This window comes from Shewanella sp. ISS20 (assembly GCF_056522965.1).
On sequence record NZ_JAWRZK010000001.1, the window covers coordinates 991180 to 1011434 of the forward strand.

Sequence of the window (20255 nt, forward strand, 5' to 3'; positions counted from 1 at the left end):
CTCCCATAGATAAAAAGGCCTGCTAATGCAGGCCTTTAGGATTATTTAGCTGTGTAGGTATTTAACCAGCCAAGCACATTGCCATACCATTGTTCCAGATTTTCCGGCGATAAAATCCAATGATTTTCGCTTGGATACATGAGTAATTTGGATGGAATATTATTGCGCTGCATATAAGTAAACGCCGCTAAGCCTTGATCATAAGGTACCCTGAAGTCTTTCTCACCATGGATAACCAGCATAGGGGTTTTCCAATTTTTGAGATGATTGACTGGGTTAAACTTCTCATACAGCGCCTTGTTTTGCTCGTAAGGGCCACCAAATTCATACTCAGGAAACCATAATTCTTCAGTAACATGATACATAGAGCGCATGTCAAATAAGCCAGCGTGATTCACTAAACACTTAAAGCCATTAGGCCAGTTACCTTGGATCCAGTTCATCATATAGCCGCCATAACTGCCACCTAAAGCGCAGGCATTATTTTTGTCTAACCAAGATTGCTGCTGGGCGACGCTCTCTAGACCTTTTTGCAAATCTTCCAGTGGCTTACCGCCCCAATCTTGACTAATGGAATCGGTAAACGCTTGGCCATAACCGGTTGAACCATGAAAATCGACCATCACTACGCCATAACCGGCACCCGCCCATACTTGTGGGTTCCAGCGATGGCTAAAGCTATTACCAAAGGAGCCTTGTGGGCCGCCATGGACTAAATAAGCGATGGGATACTGTTTTCCTGCCTCAAAACTGGCAGGTTTTAACCAGTAACCATAAACAATTTCGTTATTCCAACCTTTAAAATTGAACTGCTCAAATTCACCAAATTTGAGGCTGGCAAGCTTATCTTTATTCACAGCGGTAATGCGTGACACTTGATTAGTGCCTAAATCTAATGAATAAATGTCGCCCGGTTCAACTAAGCTACTGCGACTAAACACTATAGTTTCTGGGGTTAGTGCCACTAGGCTACTGCTCCCTTCACTATGCAAAGGTTTAACATCCCCAAATTGGGTATTCACTTCAAAAATGCCGACCTGACCTAAATCTTGCGCCGTTACATATAAGCTTTTACCGTCTTTAGAAAACATTAACGAATCAGGGCTTCTATCCCACAGCGGCGCCACTTCTTTTTTCTCACCTGTCACTGAATCAAGCAACATAATGCGATAACGGTCCGCTTCAAAACCCGGTTTACTCATGGCTAAATAAGCAAGATAACGGCCGTCAGGGGAATAAGTTGCATGGGCATCCCAAGCCATATTATCAGCGGTGAGGTTTTTAGCTGTGCCACCAGTCACAGGCACTTGCCATAAATCATAATTTGTCGTCCACGCTTGATCTTTACTTGGCGCTTTAGCGGTATACACTAAGGATTTATCGTCGGGCGTAAAGGTCACTTCTTCCATGCCTGAAAATGGCTTTGGCGGCGCTTCAGTATCAAGCCCTGCCGTCACATCCACTAATTCACCAAGACCTGCAGCCGTTAATGGCGCCACAAACAAATGGTTACGGGCATGATCATGCCAAGTATCCCAATGGCGCACCATTAGCTGAGTGTATTCTCGCCCCGCGTTTGGCTTATCAGCCTGAGCCGTAAACTTGTCTTTCGAGCAGGTTAAGGTCTTACACTCAGGAAAAACCCGAATTTGCAGGGCCACTTGATTGCCAGAGTTATCTAATTGAAAACCATCAATATCTAACGGCAGTTGTGACACAGGCTGAGCTTCACCGCCTTGCAGTGACAGCCTAAATAACTGACTGGTGCCATTGCGATTGGCCAAGAAGTAAATTGATTGATTATCTGGGGCGAATGCCACTGAATGTTCTGTGCCTTTAGTGGCGGTTAATTGAATGGCTGGCGCATCAGGTTTAGTGACGTCCACCAAATACAAATCAGACTCTCGGTCACCGTTAGCATCCATCACATTTAAGCCATACACCAAGCGACTACCATCACTTGCCACCGCCACTGAATGCTGTTTATTCAACTTAACTAAGTCTTGCACACTAAATGGCTTCAAACTGCTACTGTGAGCCAGCTGCGCACTACTGGCCAAGGTTAAGGCCAATAATAATTTCGAATATTTCATTTGTTCTTCTTATTTAAGTGATTACCGCGCTTAAGCTTTACTGCGTACAAGCAAGCACAGTTGTTACTTGCTTGTACGTCGCAAAGTTAGCTAAGCGCGTGACTAAGATTGCTCAAGTTCAAATAGCTAACCAATTGAATAAATTAATTGGCATTAAGACTTATTAGCGCCAAGGTTCACTTTCCACTGGGCAGGCCCTGTGTCATGAACATTCACCCCTAACGAATCTACAGCGACTGTGACTGGCATATCGGTGACATCAAACTCATAGATAGCTTCCATGCCGAGATCGGCAAAGGCCACCACGCGCGCATGTTTAATCGCTTTAGAAACTAAATATGCGGCGCCTCCCACAGCCATTAAATACACGGCTTTATGAGCTTTAATGGAAGCCACAGTCGCAGGTCCGCGCTCAGCCTTACCTATCATGCCCATCAAACCGGTTTTATCTAACATCATGTCGGTAAATTTATCCATGCGCGTCGCAGTTGTTGGGCCAGCAGGTCCCACCACCTCATCACGCACAGGATCAACTGGGCCAACGTAATAAATAAACTTACCATGAAAATCAACGCCATCAGGCAAAGCTTGGCCAGATTCAATTAACCCTTGAATACGTTTATGGGCAGCGTCTCGTCCGGTTAGCATTTTACCGCTTAGCAATAAGGTATCGCCGCTGCGCCACTGCTCCATCTCGGCTTGAGTCAAACTATTAAGATTGACGCGGCGAACATTTTCCCCGACTTCCCAAGTAATTTGCGGCCAATCAGCTAATGATGGCGGCGTTAGCGTGGCAGGTCCTGAGCCATCAAGATGAAAATGCACATGCCTTGTGGCGGCGCAATTGGGGATCATTACCACAGGTTTTGATGCGGCATGGGTTGGCGCCGATTTAATTTTGACATCAAGCACAGTAGTTAAGCCGCCAAGGCCCTGCGCGCCTATGCCTAAGTTATTGGCACGGGTAAAAATATCTAGGCGCAGTTTTTCTTCGGTCGTCACGGCGCCGCGCGCTTGTAACTCATGAATATCCACGCTTTCCATTAATGCTTCTTTGGCTAGTACCGCAGCTTTCTCTGCCGTGCCACCTATACCTATGCCAAGCATACCTGGCGGACACCAACCAGCGCCCATAGTTGGCAGCGTTTTTTCAACCCAAGCAGCGATATCATCGGAGGGATTAAGCATGGCCATCTTAGCTTTGTTTTCACTGCCGCCGCCTTTAGCAGCAATCATGACTTCAATATGATGACCAAGGACAGATTCAAGATGCACCACTGATGGGGTATTGTCTTTGGTATTGACCCGCGCGCCGGCAGGATCTGACACTATCGATGCCCGCAGTGGATTATCAAGATTGTTATAAGCGCGGCGCACGCCTTCGTCGACCATTTGCTGCACCGTCATATCCGTCTTGTCCCATTTGACGTCCATACCGATTTTAACAAAAGTCGTGACTATGCCAGTGTCTTGGCATAAGGGGCGTTTACCTTCGGCAGACATGCGGGAGTTAATGAGAATTTGCGCCATGGCATCCTTAGCGGCAGCGCTTTGCTCGCGCTCATAAGCCAAGTTCATAGCATCGATAAAATCTTTCGGATGGTAATAAGAAATGTATTGCAGGGCATCAGCAATGCTATCGATAAAGTCTGCTTGCTTTATTAGGGTCATCTCGCGCTCCATCTAGGTTAACCCGTCACAGGTTAACTATGTCATTATAATTATTCCTCGGCTTATAATACCCGCAGTTAGGTTTCACGACTAGATCACAATATACATAAGGTGTTTACATGTTTGCTAACCGTCAAGTATCGCCAGCAACACTCGCATTAGACTGGCAATTGACCAGTGCTGAAATATTTTCACAGTTGCAGCACTTACCTTGGGCCATATTGCTTGATAGCGCTAACGCCAAACACATAGATGCACGCTTCGACATTATCTGCTTCGAGCCTATTGCCACTTTGCAGCAGCAAGCGGATGGCTGTTATTTACGTGAACATAATTCACCGCTGGCAGTTAATAGTTCGCAACCAAATTCCAAGTGTAATACTCCCATTAGCGAGCCTGAGTTTATTAGCCAAGATCCGTTTGCAGCGTTAAAGATCGTGCAAGCGCGCTTTTTCCAAGAAGCGCAGCCATCGCACTTACCTTTTAGTGGCGGCTTAATGGGCACCTTAAGTTATGATTTAGGCCGCGAAGTTGAGACTATCCCTTGCATTGCTGCTGCTGATATTCACTTACCGACTATGGCCATAGGCGTGTATCCCGCGGCACTTGTTTTTGATAATCAAAATTCACGCTGGAGCTTAGTGCATGCCTTTGGTCATGATGCCTTACAAGCCACACTGACTTGGCTGCAAGCGCGTTTAACAAGCGATTGTTCGACTGATGCGCTCGCAGCGCCTTTCAAGCTCACGGCGCCTTGGGCAGCGCAAATGACACTAAGCGAATACACGGCTAAATTCGAGCAAATTCAAGCCTATTTACATAGCGGCGATTGTTATCAGATTAACTTAACTCAGCGCTTTAGTGCCCCGTATCAAGGCGATGAGTGGAGTGCTTATTTACGCCTGCGCGCTGCTAACCAAGCGCCGTTTTCGGCCTTTATCCGCTTACCTGAGCAAGCCATTTTATCCATATCCCCTGAGCGTTTTATTCGTTTGCAACACGGATTAGTGGAAACTAAGCCGATTAAAGGCACCTTGCCGCGCCATAGCGACCCGCAGCAAGATAGCGCCAACGCTACCCGTTTAGCCAATTCAGAAAAAGATCGCGCTGAAAACTTAATGATTGTCGACTTACTGCGTAATGACATAGGAAAAGTTGCCAGCGCAGGTAGCGTGCGAGTGCCAAAACTGTTTGATATTGAAAGCTTTCCAGCCGTGCATCATTTAGTGAGCACAGTGACCGGTGAATTAGCCCCTAATTATCTGGCCGCAGATTTATTAAAAGCATGTTTTCCTGGTGGCTCGATTACTGGCGCCCCCAAAATTCGCGCTATGGCCATTATTGAGCAACTCGAGCCTTCGCGGCGCAGCATTTATTGCGGATCGATTGTCTATATCAGCCAAGATAACAAGATGGATAGCAGCATTTGTATTCGCACCTTGCTCGCCGAAAATAGTCAGTTATATTGCTGGGCGGGCGGCGGCATAGTGGCAGACTCAAAAGCGGCTAACGAGTATCAAGAAAGCTTTGATAAGGTAAGTAAAATATTGCCATTACTTGGCGATATGCCTAAGGCCTGGCCTTGCTGAGCTCGTGAAAGGCAACGGACTCACGCGGCCAAGCGCTTACAGCAAGCAATGGCTCTGAATTATGGCCTCAATCTATGGCATTGAAGTAACTGACAATAAAGGATGATACATGCAGCTAGCTGAACTAAAAATGCGCTTTTTACTGCAATCAGTGACTGCTGCACGCGTGTTGCCTATGCTTGCCCCGCCCAAAAAATTAGTGCAAGCGGCGGTATTAATGCCCTTTTTTCAAACGAGATCCGGCACGCAGTTACTGTTAACCCGCCGCGCAGCCCATCTTAATGCTCACCCAGGCCAAATTAGCTTTCCAGGGGGCAAACATGAAGGGCGCGACGCCGATTTAATTACGACGGCGCTGCGCGAAACCCAAGAAGAAATTGGCATCCACACCGAGCAAATTGAAGTATTAGGCTGCTTGCACAGCAACCATACCTTAAGTGGTTTTAGTATCACCCCTGTGGTTGCCATTATTCATGGCGCTTTTACGCCAACACTTGATAACAATGAAGTGGCTGAATGCTTCTCTGTGCCATGGCAGCATTTAATGCAAGCCCAGCACAGGCATACTGCCAAGTTTCGCCGCCAAGGCCAAGACATGACTGTGGGGTTTATCCCCTATCAAGATAAATTTATTTGGGGCGCGACCGCCGCCATGATAGATCAATTGGCCCTACAGTTAGCTGATGCGGCGCAGTAACTCTATTTCTAACTAGCTCTATTGGTTAAGTAACCTTGATTAGCTAAAAGTGCCTTATCAAGGCGTCGTTACCGCGAGTCAAAATTAGGGGTCGTCAGTATACGTTACGTTAAGCCATCCCTAAAATTTGCCAGCGCAGTGACTAAGCGTCTAAATTTCTACCAATATCACGCTATTTGTCGGCTGCAGGGCTTTTTACCCTTGAGAAAACCCTGTATCAAGGTAATATAAGCGTCCAAAATTGTTAATAACGTCTTTTCGTTGGAGAACTAAGCAACAATGAGCATTGCATCTGTCGCTTCTGTATTTAAAGGGGAATTTGCTGTCGGTTCGCAAGTCACAGTTCGTGGCTGGGTGCGTACTCGCCGTGATTCCAAAGCCGGAATTTCTTTTCTGGCCGTCTATGACGGTTCCTGTTTTGATGCCATTCAAGGTGTAGTGCCAAATAGCTTAGAGAATTATCAAGACCAAGTGCTGAAATTGACTGCAGGTTGTTCTGTAGTAATGACAGGCGAAGTGGTTGAATCTCCAGGCGCTGGCCAAGCTTATGAATTGCAAGTGACTGACGTTAATGTCACTGGTTGGGTAGATGATCCAGATACTTACCCAATGGCAGCAAAGCGTCACTCAATCGAGTACTTACGTGAATTAGCCCATTTACGCCCACGCACTAACTTAATTGGTGCTGTTGCGCGCGTTCGTAACTGCTTATCTCAAGCCATTCACCGTTTCTATCACGAGCAAGGCTTCATTTGGGTATCTACCCCGCTGATTACTGCCTCTGATTGTGAAGGTGCTGGTGAGATGTTCCGCGTATCGACCTTAGATATGGAAAACTTACCTCGCACTGATGCGGGTAAAGTAGATTATGACCAAGATTTCTTCGGTAAAGAAGCTTTCTTAACTGTTTCTGGCCAGTTGAACGCTGAAACTTATGCGTGTGCCTTATCTAAGGTTTACACCTTTGGCCCGACTTTCCGCGCAGAAAACTCTAACACTAGCCGTCACTTGGCTGAGTTCTGGATGGTTGAACCTGAAGTTGCTTTCGCGACCTTAGATGATGTTGCCGGTCTTGCTGAAGCTATGCTTAAGTACGCATTCAATGCCGTATTAGCTGAGCGACGTGACGATTTAGAGTTCTTCGCCCAACGTGTCGACAAGACAGTGATTGAGCGTTTAGAGTCTTTCGTGAGCAGCGACTTTGCACAAGTTGACTATACCGATGCGGTAACCATTCTTGAGAACTGTGGTAAGAAGTTCGATTATCCAGTGACTTGGGGTATCGATTTACAGTCTGAGCATGAGCGTTACTTAGCTGAAGAACACTTTAAAGCCCCTGTGGTAGTGAAAAACTATCCAAAAGACATTAAAGCCTTCTACATGCGCTTAAACGATGACGGTAAAACCGTTGCCGCTATGGACGTATTAGCCCCTGGTATCGGTGAAATCATCGGTGGTTCACAGCGTGAAGAGCGTCTTGACGTGCTGGACATGCGTTTAGCCGAAATGGATTTATCACAAGAAGATTACTGGTGGTATCGTGACCTGCGTCGTTATGGCACAGTGCCACACGCAGGTTTCGGTTTAGGCTTTGAGCGTTTAGTGTCTTACGTGACTGGCGTATCTAACATCCGTGATGTTATCCCATTCCCACGTGCGCCGCGCAGCGCCACTTTCTAAGCGCTATTACTAGCCATTAAGAAAGTACAATAAAAAGGAGCCCTAAGGCTCCTTTTTTGTTATCTAACGTTTGAGTCTTTAAATGATTATTTACCTGAGCACCCATTAGTGGTGAGGTAAACATCTGCTAGCTGCGCGTTGACAATACCGTATCCAAAATAGTTATCTTTGCCGATGGCTCCGGCATCCATTGCCGTTGCTTTTAACGCGTTTCGTATTTGTGTACCTGTACATTCTGAATGGTTAGACCATACCAGTGCGGCATGTACTGGTCAGTTTTAATTGACCAGTACAAAGCGTAAGAAGTAAGGCTCAATGAAACTGAAAAATCACGAGTTAAGCCCTTTCGAACCTTTGGCTAATCAAGCGAGATATTGGTAAAGGTTGTTTTGCGCCCCATAGAGTTCCATTGTGTGTTTAAAACCGAAACCTATTTTTTTGAGCAGATGGTTAGAGCGGATATTATCTGGAAGGGTGACAGCTAAAACTGTCGCTAATGCGCAAGTTTTCATAGTGACGGTTAAGGTTTTTTCAGCAGCTTCACTCGCATAACCGTTACCACAAAATTGTGTCAAAAACGCATAACCTAAATCTGGATATGCTAGTTCGTCTCTTTTTAATACCCCGCACATACCTATGGGAGTGTTATCACTGCTTAGAGTAACTAAATTAAGCCCAAACCCATGTTTATCATAACTCGCCATCGGGCCATGTTTTAGATAGTTAATGGCATCATCCGCAGTACGTACTTTTTTGTCCGCAATAAAACGAATAAAGGACTCTTCATTGAGTAATTGAATAATAAACTCTGTATCACTCAATTCAAACTGTCTAATAATCAACCGCTCGGTTTCACATACCACTTTCATATGAATATTTCCTATCTTAAAAATACTGACGCTTAGTCAACCCAAAAACCTTGATGATTATTTGCAGCGCTCAGAGCTGAACTAATACAACCCGCTAAAACCCGCGGCGCCGTCAGCGTGAATAATGACTATTTAGTGTATTTGCCACTGCTGCTGGCAAAAAGCGTCGAATTGGCTGGCAAGGCCGGTCATTTTACGGCTTTTATGATGAATCCGATAAAAAGAGCGTTTAAGGTTCATATCGCTAATACGCACCCGCGCTAATAGACCAGCATTAATATCATCATTAACGATTAAGCCTGATAACACCCCAAGGCCACCGCCTTGTTTTACGGCTTGTTTAATGGCATCTGCGGTATTAAAGCTAAATGATAATTGCGGCTGCACGCCCTTTTCCAGCATGTTATTGACAAACACTTCGCGCGTACCTGAGCCTGATTCGCGCAGCACCCACACTTCTGCGGCTAATGACGCAGCGCTGACGTCAGTATTAGCAAAAGGATGATTAGGCGCGCAAAATACCACTAACTCATCTTGCTGCCATTGACTCACATGTAAGCGTCTATCTGGGCAATGCCCTTCGATAAACCCCATTTCGCTGTGACCTTCCAAAACGGCATCGATCACTTGTTGGGTGTTACCTATGTGTAATTGGCAATGCACTTGCGGATGCTGCAATTGAAACTTTACGCTGGCTCCCGCCAATAAGTAATTACCTAAGGTGGAACTGGCACTCAGTCTAAGGTTACCCGAGAGCAAATTTGCATCAGGATCAAAGCTTTGCTCGATTTCATCAACTCTATCTAAAATATCTATGGCTTGGGGTAATAATTGCTCGCCTCTGGCATTGAGCTGTAAACGGTTGCCTTTACGGATAAACAGTTGGCAAGTTAATTGACGTTCAAGCTCGGCCAATGACATAGACGTCGCAGGCGCCGATAAGCATAGTTGCTGCGCGGCGCGAGCCACTTGACCACTGCGCGCGACAGCCACAAAAACGGCCAACTGTTTCAAACTAATTTTCACTCAAGCTCCTTGGGATTACTGCTTTATATCCTCATTGATATCGCGCAGTTTTGGCTATGTTGTTATTACTTTTTTATTCTTTTTGCCGCGGCAAACGGCTAGCTGTGGTCGCGGCGCTCCATTGGCGGCGTTTTACTTTTTGTTTGTTACGAATGGGCGTTAACGGTGAGTCGATTTTACGCGCCACTAATACATAAATACTGCCAGCGCCAGGTAACCATGATTTAAGAGAGTCTTGCCAGAAGGAATACTCTTTTAGTGGACCGATTAATGGGTGATATAAACGCCTTTCATCGGCGACTAATTGATAGCCTAATAAATGCAGCCAGTCTTTTACCCGCGACGGTAAATAAAAATGGCCGCACCAAGGGAAATCTCTTTGATATTTAGGCAGCATTTTACCTAAAAACAAGGGGCTTAAAGGGTTAAACCCTATGATGAATAAATAGCCGCCACTGATGAGTACCCTATCGACTTCACGCAAAATGCGGTATGGATTAGTTTCAAACTCAAGTAAACACGGCAAAATTGCAGCATCAATAGTAGCAGCTTTAAAGGGTAAGTCACTGCAACTGGCAATCACGCCGCAACCAGGTTCGCCAGCTAAGGTAATTTGATGATTGATGCGACAGCTTGAGCTATCTAAGTCTCGCGCTAAATGACCAAGTTTGAGCAAGTGATAACCAAATACTTTTGGCCACCAAGGGCTAAGCGCACTATTAATGTGCTGCGCCAACACGTCACCATGGCTGAAATCGCGCCAACTAAAGGGATGATGATTATCAGCTGTCACAGGTAGACCTCTTAAAAATCATAATACTAACCTTATCCTTGTTGTCTTATTGGTAAGTACCTTAATCCGTGCTTGCCGTGGTTGCTGTACTTTGCTGTTAAGCCGTTAGTTGTGGCATATTGGCGACACCTTTTTTGAGGAATACCCATTATGCTAACGCTTACCCCCATTGCTGCACTCTCAGATAATTACATTTGGTGGCTACATAACTCAAGTGAACAACTCAATTATGTGGTTGACCCAAGCACAGCCACTGAAGTCATTGAGCAACTCTCACAAGCTGGCCAAGTGCTGCACGGCATTTTAATCACTCATCATCATTGGGATCATACCGGCGGTATTGACGCCTTACTGGAATATTATGGCGATATTCCTGTTTATGGCCCAAGCCCTAGTGTTGCCAGTGTGACGCATCCCATCACAGCAGGTATTTATGCATTAGCTGGGCTTGGTGATGTGACAGTTTTTGCCATTCCGGGTCACACCTTAGACCACCTAGCCTACTATTTTGCGCCATTTCTATTTTGTGGTGACACACTTTTTAGCGGTGGCTGTGGACGTTTATTTGAAGGCACCGCCGAGCAAATGGTGCAATCTCTTAGCCAACTTCAGGCCTTACCTGATGATACCTTAGTGTGCTGCGCCCATGAATATACCTTAGCTAATCTTAAATTTGCTATGGCGGTTGAGCCTGATAACCAAGAATTAATTGATTATCAGCAATGGGTTATTGCTCAAAGAGACGCAGGACGCATTACTTTACCCAGCACGATAGCCAGAGAGAAGGCTATCAATCCATTTTTGCGCTGTCACAAAACCAACATTCAACAAACAATTCTCACATACCAAACACAAGTATCTGGTGAAAATGTGAGCTACTTTGCCCTTTTACGCCAATGGAAAGACAAGTTCTAAAAATTACTATACTATGCCCCCCTCTTCAGTAACAAGGAAACACAGAAGAAACACTTAACTTATTGAAAAGTAGTAGATTAGAGGAAAGCTCCTGTACATGCGCCTATCAAAAATTATGTTAGTAGTGGGAATTGCCCTGCTCACTGGCTGTCAATCATTCGACAACACAGAAGCTGAGCTGCCACAGGCGAAAGTCACTAGAGCACCAGTTACGCCAGAAGAAATTATCGAAGAAACCACGCCAGAACCGGTTGTTATAACGGATGTATGGCAACGAGTGCGTGAGCAACTTGACTTTCCGATCCCAGATGAAAAACTGGTGAATCAATATCGCGATTGGTATATCAAACATCCTGAGCATTTAGCTACAATCTCAGAGCGTGCCAGTCCATTTATGTTCATGATTGTTGAACAATTAGAACAAAGAAATTTACCCATGGAATTGGCGTTACTGCCAATTGTCGAAAGTGCATTTGATCCTTTCGCCTACTCCCATGGCGCAGCCTCAGGTTTGTGGCAGTTTACCTCACCTATGGCTAAGCATTTTGGCTTGTCAATGAATTGGTGGTATGACGGTCGTCGTGACGTGCCAGCGGCCACTACCGCAGCCTTAGATATGCTTGAGTATCTTCATGGTAAGACTCATAACAACTGGTTATATGCCATTGCTGCATACAACACAGGTGAAGGTCGCGTACTCAATGCCGTTAAGCGTAATCGCGCTAAAGGCCAATCGACTGACTTTTTCTCGCTGAGTTTACCGCGAGAAACTGAGCGTTATGTGCCGCAGTTACTCGCATTAGCCGATGTGATTAAAAATGCTGACAAATATGGCATTAAATTAACACCGATTGCTAATGAACCTGTGCTTGAAGTGATTGATGTAGGTAGTCAAATTGATTTAGCGTTTGCCGCCGACTTGGCCGATATGTCAATTAGCGAGCTGCACAAGTTAAACCCTGGCTATAACCGCTGGGCAACGGCGCCCGATGGTCCACATACTTTAGTGATCCCAGTGGAAAAGTCTGATGCCTTTAAACTGGCATTAAATGACACTGAGTCGACTGAACGCCTAAATTGGTTACGTTATAAAATTAAGGCCGGTGATAGTTTAGGCATGATTGCCAAAAAGTATCACACTAGCGTTGATGTTATTCGCTCAGTAAACAATATCAAAGGCAACAGCATAGTCGATGGTCGCCATTTGTTGTTACCTGTGGCGGCTAAATCGCCTGAACTGTATTCATTCTCAGCCGATCAGCGGTTAAAGTCGAAGCAATCGACAAAACGCGCGAACTATAAGCAAGAATATACAGTCAAAGCCGGTGATTCTTTTTGGAAAATCGCCAACAAGCACAACACTAGCGTCGCTAAACTGGCAAGTTGGAATGGCATGGCACCGAAAGATGCCTTACGTCCAGGTAAAAAGTTAGTGATTTGGACCAACAAGGTAAGCCAGCAGCAAAGCGATAGCGCTGTGATGCGCACAGTAAATTACAAAGTAAAAAGCGGTGATTCACTGGCTAAAATTGCCAGTAAATTCAACGTTACTGTGAGCGAGCTGACTCGTTGGAATAATTTGCAGAATAAGAAGTATCTGCAACCTGGTCAAATGCTAAAGCTACATGTTGATGTGACTAAGATGAGTGTCTAATCCTATTGGGATGTCACAGATACAGTACTAAAAAAACGGGGCCTCTGGCCCCGTTTTTGTTGGTGTTGTTAATCTTTTTAAACCGTGTAATTGATTACTGACTGCAACTATTCAATCTTTACCCGAGTCACCGTCATAGCAGCATCACCTGTCGTGACTAAGCGGCCATTAAAACTTGCTTGCCACTGCATTCCAGGTTTTGCCTTAGCTAACACCTCAGCGGGCACAGTAAACTTAACTTCGCGCACACCACCTGCGGCAACCGTTGATTCACGCATCGCTTGGGTAAACATATAGCTTTCTGACCAGCGCCACAGCACTTGGCTATTGGCCGCCACTAAGGCCAAATCACCATTTTGCCCCGAATTAAAACTCAAATACACTGGGCTTGCGGTAGGATTCGTGACTGTCAGCACCCAAGTATCTGCCTCTTGAGTTAACGCCCCCTGCAAAACACCTAAGTTCATACTTGCCTCATCTTGTAAGCGACTGCCTTGATGCCCCCCCAAGTGATGCTCAGAAGAGGCAGGATGGATGCCAGCACACGCATTGATGCTCATAGCTATCGCGGCGACTCCAGCTACGTTAATCATTACCGCTAACCCAGTTTTCATTAAAAGACTCCAAGTTTATCGAGTAACTTATTTTTAAGCTTATCTTCAACCTTTTTTACTTCATCTTTCACTTTATTGTTTAATAACGCCTTAGTATCTAAAGCAAATTTAGGCTCAGTAAAGGTGCCGGTAATAAGTAATGGAATACTGATACCCGAGAGCTCATCATTGCTGCCCTGTCCTTTGAGGCTGCTAACCACTTTAGTGGTTAACTGATAATGCAAACTTTCATTAATGATATTGGCATCGCCTTGGCCGCTTACGCGAATAAGTGGCGACTGCAACAGTAAATCTGGATTATTGGCTATGCCATTAGCTAAGGTAAAGCTGCCCGCTAAGCTCGAAAAGTCGGTTTTCTTTTCAGCCTCTTGGGTTTGCAAATCGCCTTTAAGTGCCGCCTGCGCTTCACGGATCATGTGCGGAATGTTAACGCCATAAAGTGAGCCATCAGTAAATTCAAACTTACCTTTAGCTTGCAGATTTTTCTTTAAATTATCTGGAATTAAACTGCGGCCATGGCCAGATACTTCAAAGGCTGTCGCGCCCGCTAATAAATCAATATCAGCCAACTCGGTTAATAACGGCCGAATTTGTACGCCAGTTAATTGCTGAGAAAAGCGATAACTTGGCACAGACTCTCGGCCATCAATACTAGCATTCATACTAAATTGACCTTGATATAATTGCGCGGTAAGCGACGTTAAATCCGCCACGCCCTTATTAATATGTGCCTCTAACTGCCATGCACCAGTCGTGAACTTATCTAAGGTTAAGCCCGCGATACTGACACTGGTTTTAACATCGATATTGTTAAGACCACTTAAATCTGGCTCGGTCACAACCTTAGACCTAGCGCTAGCATTGTCACTATTCGCAGCACCCGTTGCGTCATTAGTCGCGCCGTCGGTTACAGGTACCCAAGGGGTGAGATTAATCGCATCAAACTTGAAACTAGATACAATTTTAGGCACGGCCTTGGCGAAGTTAACGGCGACTTTACCCTGACCATTAATATTGTTGGCCACCAGCTTGGTTAACACCATATCTAACTGCTTAGCGTTTAAATCGACTGCTATATCTGTTACTAAATTAGTCTTAATTTCGCCATTAGGTATGCCTGCGCCCACCAGCACAGTTTGAATATCAAGCTCACTAATTCGCGCTAGGCTGTAATCTTTGTTGACCCACACTTTACCATTAGCGTTTGAGGTGACTTTCATGTCTGGCATATCAGCACTAAAGGCTAAGCTGATAGGCGTAGCTACTTCAGGAATAAAATGCCCCAAGGTAAAGTTATCTAAGCCAAACACTTGCTGGCTATTATCTTTTTGATTAATCATATTAATCTTGGTATTGGCGATACTAATGCCACCAATTTCAAGACTCGCCATGGAAATACCCGATGTTGGTCCAGCATTTTCTACATCGGCTTTTTCGGTGGCTGCTTTTTCGGTAGCAGTGTTGACAGTGCTGGTGTCAGTCGCGCCATCGCCTAAACCACTAAAACTAGTTTGGCCATTTTTAGCCGTCACTAGGTTAGCGGTTAAACCATCAACACGAATTTCAGCAATTTGAATACTTTTACTAAATAGCGGCATAAGCGCTACTGCAACGGTTGCTTCCTGAATTTGCACCATAGGCTCACTGGATAAACCTTTAGGGTTAGCAAAACTTACCCCACCTAAGCGAATGCCGACATCAGGATAAAAACTCCAACGTAAATCATCCGCAATTGTTAATTGTCGACCGGTAGCCTTTTCAACTTCGGCGGTTAACTGCCCCTTGTAATCATTAATATTGAAGAAAACACTCAGATAAATCACAGGCACCAATATGATGATGGCGACTATGACCAACAACCATTTAAGCAGTTTCATAACTCACTCCATGACAAAAAAAGAATAACGCTTGAGTTTAGCTGAATTAACTCAAGCTAAGCGGTTGGTTGCAGATTAATATTCCATTAGGATCTGCGTATAAATACATACCTGGGCGAATAAGAATATTCTCAATCGTGACATCAACATTGATTTCACCCTTGCCTAATTTCTCGGTTTTTATAGGGCATACTGCTAGCGCGCACACCCCTAAGGTTAACCCTGAAATCGCCACCACATCACGCACAGCACCATAAATCACAATCCCGGCCCAGCCTTGCTCCGTCGCATTAGCCGCTATCATGTCACCCAATAACGCTCGACGCAGCGAACCTTGACCATCAACCACTAATACGCGGCCAAGACCTGGGGTTGCCAATAATTGTTTAACCATAGAATTATCTTCAAAGCATTTCACTGTGACTATTTCACCGCTGAAATTTTTGCTACCACCGAAATGCTGAAATATAGGCGGCAAAACAGTCACTGAATTTGGATACTTATCGCAAAGATCTGGCAGAAGATCGTACATGGTCGCCCTCACACAAATTAACAAACAAGATGCAACCAATGTAACAAAAGCAAAACATGAGGGGCAAGGAATAAGTCGTTAATACCAATAAAATTCTTGAGCATCGAAGAATTACGTTTATAATGAAATTGAAATAAGCTCTTAATACCTATTTTTTGCCTAAGTTAATATTCTTACTTCTAATAAATAGGTAACTAGATACTCTGTTCAACAGTACCCGCATTATTGGAATTGTATGTCTAACGAATTTGATTTACAGCGTGCCTTAGATGCACTTGATGAATATGGCTATGAAAAAAAACACTCAACGGATCTTGAGCAAGCGCGCACTAAGCCTCAAATGGAAAAATACATTAACAATCTAGACTACAGTCTTAAACGCCTGCAGTTACTCCAGCAAGTCGTTAATGAAGCCGTCGACAATAAAATTAATGCCCAGAAGCAAATCGAGCAAGTACAAACCTTTAAAACTAAAATAATTAATCTATCGCGTGAATGGAATATGTCATATCAAGATGTGCTTGCACTCTTAGCGACCCGCAGTAAGTAATTATAGCGTCAATGATTTAACGGTAATAAATTAATCCGCAATCATTCAAGTGTAACAAAAAAAATCACGCAGCTAATATCTGCGTGATTTTTTATCTCTATTTTAAGGCTATTGTTAGTGCAGGGCGAACGCATGAGTTGAATTAATGTTAACTTTCACAAGCCGTTAACCGTGAGATAGTTGTTTTAAGGTGCTTTTCTTTTATCCCTGTTTGTTTCTTGACCGCATAAATCTGGACTTAAGCAGCTTAATTCTTAGTGGGTTAACAAAGGTAGTGGTTTCAGTTTACAAATAATCTACTCATGCGGTTGCCCTGATTGTTAGTGCCTTATCATTCGCCTTGCGTAACTTATTACTTGAGTAGACTTTGCTTAAACCTTGCTGAATATCGCAATCCTAAGTTTGGTTCTAATGGCGAGCAGCAAGAGTATGGCAAGTAAGTACCACAAGGGCTCTTGCCAGCCCGATTTAAGCGACCAATAGAAATGCCACACAGCCAGTAAGGCCACTAAATAAATACTGTTATGTAACGACTGCCAACGCCGCCCCATTTTTGTCTTAAGAGCGCTCACTGAAGTTATGGCTAATGCCAATAACAATAACCAGTTAACCATACCTAATAAGATGTAAGGTCTTGAAAGTACTTCATCAAAAAATAGGCGCCAATCAAATAATAAATCAAGACTAATGAAGGCTAATACATGCAAACTCGCATAAAAAAACACATATAAACCAAGCAAACGCCTAACATTCATTAATGCCGCAAACTTTAATCGCTTCGCCAACGGACTAATCAATAAGGTAACAATTAAACAGTTAAGCGCGCCAATACCAGTAAAGTGGATAATATATTCCACTGGATCGCCGCCGGCATTATTAGTCGCGACTTGCAGCATTAATAACGCGATAGGAATAATAGCAATAAGGTGCAATGTAATTTTTAAGCAGAGCAACTGCTGATAAGACAATCTCACCGCCATCAATAAAACCTCGTTAAATCCATGTTGGCATAAATATCAGCCACTTGTTCTTGATAGCCATTAAACATCTGGGTCGTAATGCGCTTAGCACCAAATATTCCACCTTCAGTAATACGTCTTTCACTGCCTTGAGACCAGCGCGGATGATCGACATTAGGATTCACATTAGCATAAAAACCATATTCATCAGGTGCTAACTGGCTCCACGTGGTTGGTGGTTGACTTGAAGCCACCCGAATTTTCACAATAGATTTAATACTCTTAAAGCCATACTTCCACGGCACGATTAAGCGAATAGGCGCGCCATTTTGTGGAGCTAAAGTATTACCATATAAGCCTAACGATAATAAGGTTAATGGATTCATGGCTTCAGCGAGGGTTAGCCCTTCAACATAGGGATAATCTATGCCGCCGCCCAGAGCCCTATCTTGTTGACCCGGCATTTGCTTGGGATCATACAAGGTTTCAAACGCCACATATTTGGCCTTGGCATTTGGCGCAGCCGCGGCAAGCACATCCGCAAGTGGAACACCAATCCAAGGAATGACCATGGACCAAGCTTCTACGCAGCGCAATCGATAAATTCGCTCTTCTAGACCAAAACGTTTAATGAGCTCATCAATATCAAATGTCAGGGGCTTATCCACCTCCCCTTCAATCACTATTTGCCAAGGGGTAGTAATAAGCCCTTGGCTATTTTGCTGCGGGTCAGTTTTATTGGTGCCAAATTCATAAAAGTTATTGTGGGAAATCACTTTATCAAAGGGCGTCAGAATTTCATTGGACTCAGCACTTTTGACGTATTGCAGCGGCATAAGTTTCGCAGGCGGCATTATGTCTTTATCTGTAAACGCATCAAATAGTCCAGCATGCACAGAGGGAGAAACGCTGCTGGCAAGCGCGCCAAAGCCTAAGGCTTTAATTATGCTACGTCTTTGATTAAATACAGCTTCGGGTGTCACTTCATTTTCTGATATTTGCCAACTATTGCGTTTAACTATGCCCGGTATAAATCGAGTTGTTGTCATAAAACATCCTGTTTAGTGGCGCCATTAGCAACCACAGTTATCACGATTAACTGCACCTAGCGAGTAGACAGGCAAACGCATGACAAAATTTCCTGCTTAAATAAATGGCAACCACACCTGCGCTACTTGCCGCTAAGCTCATGAAATGACACTCTAGACACATTTTTAACCTCTTTGGTCTTTTTCATGGATTTTTTGTCTTTTTTTAGCTTACCGCAATGGATTGTTATCTGCGCCTTAAGCTTGCTCAGCCTGATGTTAGGCGCTTTGTTTAATCAAAAGAAAACTCGCAGCCATTGGCAAGCCATGACAGATCAATTAACCCTTGAGCAACAACAGGCCAATCAGCAGCTACAACAAGAATTAGATCAAGCAGATATTCAAGTTGATTCACTGCAGCAGCAAGCAATGCAACAAAGGCTGCAATTAGATCAATTATTGGGGGAATTGGGCAATCAGCGTGCCAAAGCCGACCAAGTGCCGCAATTACAACAAAGCTTGAGTGACAAAGATTATAAGCTCGATGAGATTCGCTTAGCCTTATCTAAGCAATACGCTGAAAATCAGCGTTTAATGGCGCAGTCTACTGCCGAAAAACAAGCGCTTAATGACAAAATCGCCTTACTTGAAAGCGCCGAACTGCGATTAAAAGAGCAATTTGAGCAACTCGCTCATCGCATCTTTGAAGAACGCAGTGATAAATTAACCGAACAAAATGCCAGTCATATGGGGCATATATTGGCGCCATTAAAGCAACAGTTAGAAGGCTTTAGGCAACAAATTAATGAATCCTACCAGCATGAACAAAGTGAGCGCTCAGCCCTAAAACATGAGCTTAACCAATTGGCGCAGCTGAATCTTAAGATGAGCCAAGATGCGATTAACTTAACCCGCGCGCTTAAAGGCGATAATAAGCAGCAAGGCAATTGGGGCGAAGTGATTTTAGAGCGGGTCTTGTCTGAAAGCGGTTTGCGTGAAGGCCATGAATACGACACCCAAACCGATTTAAAAAACGATCAAGGCCAAAGATTCAAGCCTGACGTGATAGTGCATTTGCCCCAGCAAAAAGATATTGTTATTGACGCAAAAATGTCACTGGTGGCCTATGAGCGTTACTTTAATAGTGATGATGAGTTAGTGCAGCAACAGGCGCTAAAAGAGCATTTATTGTCAATGCGCCAACATATTCGCGGCTTAAGTCAAAAAGACTATCAGTTGCTGCATGGCATCAAAACCTTAGATTATGTGTTGATGTTTATTCCGGTGGAACCTGCGTTTTTATTAGCACTGGATAAAGATCCGAGTATTATCAATTTCGCATTAGATCATAATATTATGTTAGTCAGTCCCACCAACTTATTAGTGGCGCTGCGCACGATTCAAAATATTTGGCGCTATGAATACCAAAATCAACATGCGCAGCAAATTGCCAAACAAGCTGGGCGAATCCACGATAAATTATGTGGGTATGTAGAAGAAATGGATAAATTGGGGCGTACCTTAGACACGGCCCAAAAAAGTTATCAAAATGCCATGAGCAAATTATCGACAGGTAAAGGCAACTTAATTCGCCAAGCTCACCAAATGCAGCAATTAGGGGTAGATACCAGTAAACAGCTCGACCGTCACTTGCTTGAAAAAGCATTACAACAGGCCAATGAATCATAATCAGCCACACAGGGAGGTG

The 20255-nt window shown here is 44.3% G+C and carries 17 protein-coding genes and 1 pseudogene; 7 read left to right on the forward strand and 11 right to left on the reverse strand.

The genetic code is table 11. From position 1 onward, the window contains the following. Positions 1 to 41: 41 nt before the first annotated feature. A complete protein-coding gene (locus AC1HDP_RS04520; RefSeq protein ID WP_479637830.1) occupies positions 42 to 2093 on the reverse strand; it encodes a S9 family peptidase in 2052 nt (683 codons plus the stop codon). 153 nt (positions 2094 to 2246) lie between these two features. Then, positions 2247 to 3776 (reverse strand): fumarate hydratase, encoded by a 1530-nt coding sequence (locus AC1HDP_RS04525; protein WP_140932697.1) that lies wholly within the window; start codon positions 3774 to 3776, stop codon positions 2247 to 2249. Between the two features lie 107 nt (positions 3777 to 3883). Here AC1HDP_RS04525 and pabB point away from each other — a divergent pair, with 107 nt between their 5' ends. The 3 genes from pabB to asnS all read left to right on the forward strand — a co-directional run bounded on the left by pabB (position 3884) and on the right by asnS (position 7730). Further along, positions 3884 to 5353, forward strand: a complete 1470-nt coding sequence (gene pabB / locus AC1HDP_RS04530; protein WP_479637831.1) for an aminodeoxychorismate synthase component I — start codon at positions 3884 to 3886, stop codon at positions 5351 to 5353. Between the two features lie 109 nt (positions 5354 to 5462). Beyond that, the gene (locus AC1HDP_RS04535) at positions 5463 to 6050 is read left to right on the forward strand and encodes a CoA pyrophosphatase (protein WP_479637832.1); all 588 of its coding nucleotides are present in this window, start codon (positions 5463 to 5465) and stop codon (positions 6048 to 6050) included. A gap of 279 nt (positions 6051 to 6329) precedes the next feature. Continuing rightward, a complete protein-coding gene (gene asnS, locus AC1HDP_RS04540) occupies positions 6330 to 7730 on the forward strand; it encodes an asparagine--tRNA ligase (protein ID WP_479637833.1) in 1401 nt (466 codons plus the stop codon). Between the two features lie 86 nt (positions 7731 to 7816). On the opposite strand, the pseudogene AC1HDP_RS04545 reads toward asnS, so the two are convergent. The 4 genes and pseudogenes from AC1HDP_RS04545 to AC1HDP_RS04560 form a co-directional block, all read right to left on the reverse strand. Beyond that, positions 7817 to 7993, reverse strand: a pseudogene (locus AC1HDP_RS04545) (S8 family serine peptidase); the annotation flags it as partial. Between the two features lie 99 nt (positions 7994 to 8092). Then, complete coding sequence (locus AC1HDP_RS04550) at positions 8093 to 8599, reverse strand: GNAT family N-acetyltransferase (RefSeq protein ID WP_479637834.1); 507 nt, start codon at positions 8597 to 8599, stop codon at positions 8093 to 8095. Between the two features lie 132 nt (positions 8600 to 8731). Beyond that, on the reverse strand, positions 8732 to 9625 hold the full coding sequence (locus AC1HDP_RS04555) for a LysR substrate-binding domain-containing protein (protein ID WP_479637835.1): 894 nt from the start codon (positions 9623 to 9625) through the stop codon (positions 8732 to 8734). Between the two features lie 73 nt (positions 9626 to 9698). Beyond that, positions 9699 to 10418, reverse strand: coding sequence for a methyltransferase domain-containing protein (locus AC1HDP_RS04560; RefSeq protein ID WP_479637836.1), 720 nt, complete (start codon positions 10416 to 10418; stop codon positions 9699 to 9701). Positions 10419 to 10568: 150 nt separating this feature from the next. Here AC1HDP_RS04560 and gloB point away from each other — a divergent pair, with 150 nt between their 5' ends. Together gloB and AC1HDP_RS04570 are read left to right on the forward strand one after the other, a co-directional pair. After that, entirely contained in the window at positions 10569 to 11333 is a 765-nt protein-coding gene (gloB, locus tag AC1HDP_RS04565) for a hydroxyacylglutathione hydrolase (protein ID WP_479637837.1), read from the forward strand. Between the two features lie 97 nt (positions 11334 to 11430). Then, a complete protein-coding gene (locus tag AC1HDP_RS04570; RefSeq protein WP_479637838.1) occupies positions 11431 to 12987 on the forward strand; it encodes a lytic transglycosylase in 1557 nt (518 codons plus the stop codon). Between the two features lie 107 nt (positions 12988 to 13094). On the opposite strand, the gene AC1HDP_RS04575 is transcribed toward AC1HDP_RS04570, so the two are convergent. Genes AC1HDP_RS04575 through AC1HDP_RS04585 form a run of 3 tightly spaced genes read right to left on the reverse strand, consistent with a single transcriptional unit; the run spans position 13095 to position 16010 of the window. Next, on the reverse strand, positions 13095 to 13601 hold the full coding sequence (locus tag AC1HDP_RS04575) for a BsuPI-related putative proteinase inhibitor (RefSeq protein ID WP_479637839.1): 507 nt from the start codon (positions 13599 to 13601) through the stop codon (positions 13095 to 13097). After that, positions 13601 to 15478, reverse strand: coding sequence for an AsmA family protein (locus tag AC1HDP_RS04580; protein ID WP_479637840.1), 1878 nt, complete (start codon positions 15476 to 15478; stop codon positions 13601 to 13603). The genes AC1HDP_RS04575 and AC1HDP_RS04580 overlap by 1 nt, the downstream gene beginning before the upstream one ends. 46 nt (positions 15479 to 15524) lie before the next feature. Further along, positions 15525 to 16010, reverse strand: coding sequence for a putative 4-hydroxy-4-methyl-2-oxoglutarate aldolase (locus AC1HDP_RS04585; protein ID WP_479637841.1), 486 nt, complete (start codon positions 16008 to 16010; stop codon positions 15525 to 15527). Between the two features lie 235 nt (positions 16011 to 16245). Here AC1HDP_RS04585 and AC1HDP_RS04590 point away from each other — a divergent pair, with 235 nt between their 5' ends. After that, positions 16246 to 16560, forward strand: a complete 315-nt coding sequence (locus AC1HDP_RS04590) for a hypothetical protein (protein WP_479637842.1) — start codon at positions 16246 to 16248, stop codon at positions 16558 to 16560. Between the two features lie 371 nt (positions 16561 to 16931). On the opposite strand, the gene msrQ is transcribed toward AC1HDP_RS04590, so the two are convergent. Together msrQ and msrP are read right to left on the reverse strand one after the other, a co-directional pair. After that, positions 16932 to 17540 (reverse strand): protein-methionine-sulfoxide reductase heme-binding subunit MsrQ, encoded by a 609-nt coding sequence (msrQ, locus tag AC1HDP_RS04595; RefSeq protein WP_479637843.1) that lies wholly within the window; start codon positions 17538 to 17540, stop codon positions 16932 to 16934. Beyond that, positions 17540 to 18568, reverse strand: coding sequence for a protein-methionine-sulfoxide reductase catalytic subunit MsrP (msrP, locus tag AC1HDP_RS04600; protein ID WP_479637844.1), 1029 nt, complete (start codon positions 18566 to 18568; stop codon positions 17540 to 17542). Before msrP ends, msrQ begins: the two co-directional genes overlap by 1 nt. A 186-nt stretch (positions 18569 to 18754) precedes the next feature. Here msrP and rmuC point away from each other — a divergent pair, with 186 nt between their 5' ends. Continuing rightward, entirely contained in the window at positions 18755 to 20236 is a 1482-nt protein-coding gene (rmuC, locus tag AC1HDP_RS04605; RefSeq protein ID WP_479637845.1) for a DNA recombination protein RmuC, read from the forward strand. Positions 20237 to 20255 lie beyond the last annotated feature (19 nt).

Excerpts from the sequence above, each read along its gene's own strand:
- gloB (WP_479637837.1), top strand. The coding sequence starts at position 10,569 with ATGCTAACGCTTACCCCCATTGCTGCACTCTCAGATAATTACATTTGG.
- AC1HDP_RS04575 (WP_479637839.1), bottom strand. The coding sequence starts at position 13,601 with ATGAAAACTGGGTTAGCGGTAATGATTAACGTAGCTGGAGTCGCCGCG.
- msrP (WP_479637844.1), bottom strand. The coding sequence starts at position 18,568 with ATGACAACAACTCGATTTATACCGGGCATAGTTAAACGCAATAGTTGG.
- AC1HDP_RS04535 (WP_479637832.1), top strand. The coding sequence starts at position 5,463 with ATGCAGCTAGCTGAACTAAAAATGCGCTTTTTACTGCAATCAGTGACT.
- AC1HDP_RS04580 (WP_479637840.1), bottom strand. The coding sequence starts at position 15,478 with ATGAAACTGCTTAAATGGTTGTTGGTCATAGTCGCCATCATCATATTG.
- asnS (WP_479637833.1), top strand. The coding sequence starts at position 6,330 with ATGAGCATTGCATCTGTCGCTTCTGTATTTAAAGGGGAATTTGCTGTC.
- pabB (WP_479637831.1), top strand. The coding sequence starts at position 3,884 with ATGTTTGCTAACCGTCAAGTATCGCCAGCAACACTCGCATTAGACTGG.
- AC1HDP_RS04585 (WP_479637841.1), bottom strand. The coding sequence starts at position 16,010 with ATGTACGATCTTCTGCCAGATCTTTGCGATAAGTATCCAAATTCAGTG.
- AC1HDP_RS04520 (WP_479637830.1), bottom strand. The coding sequence starts at position 2,093 with ATGAAATATTCGAAATTATTATTGGCCTTAACCTTGGCCAGTAGTGCG.
- AC1HDP_RS04570 (WP_479637838.1), top strand. The coding sequence starts at position 11,431 with ATGCGCCTATCAAAAATTATGTTAGTAGTGGGAATTGCCCTGCTCACT.
- AC1HDP_RS04550 (WP_479637834.1), bottom strand. The coding sequence starts at position 8,599 with ATGAAAGTGGTATGTGAAACCGAGCGGTTGATTATTAGACAGTTTGAA.
- rmuC (WP_479637845.1), top strand. The coding sequence starts at position 18,755 with ATGGATTTTTTGTCTTTTTTTAGCTTACCGCAATGGATTGTTATCTGC.
- AC1HDP_RS04525 (WP_140932697.1), bottom strand. The coding sequence starts at position 3,776 with ATGGAGCGCGAGATGACCCTAATAAAGCAAGCAGACTTTATCGATAGC.
- AC1HDP_RS04590 (WP_479637842.1), top strand. The coding sequence starts at position 16,246 with ATGTCTAACGAATTTGATTTACAGCGTGCCTTAGATGCACTTGATGAA.
- msrQ (WP_479637843.1), bottom strand. The coding sequence starts at position 17,540 with ATGGCGGTGAGATTGTCTTATCAGCAGTTGCTCTGCTTAAAAATTACA.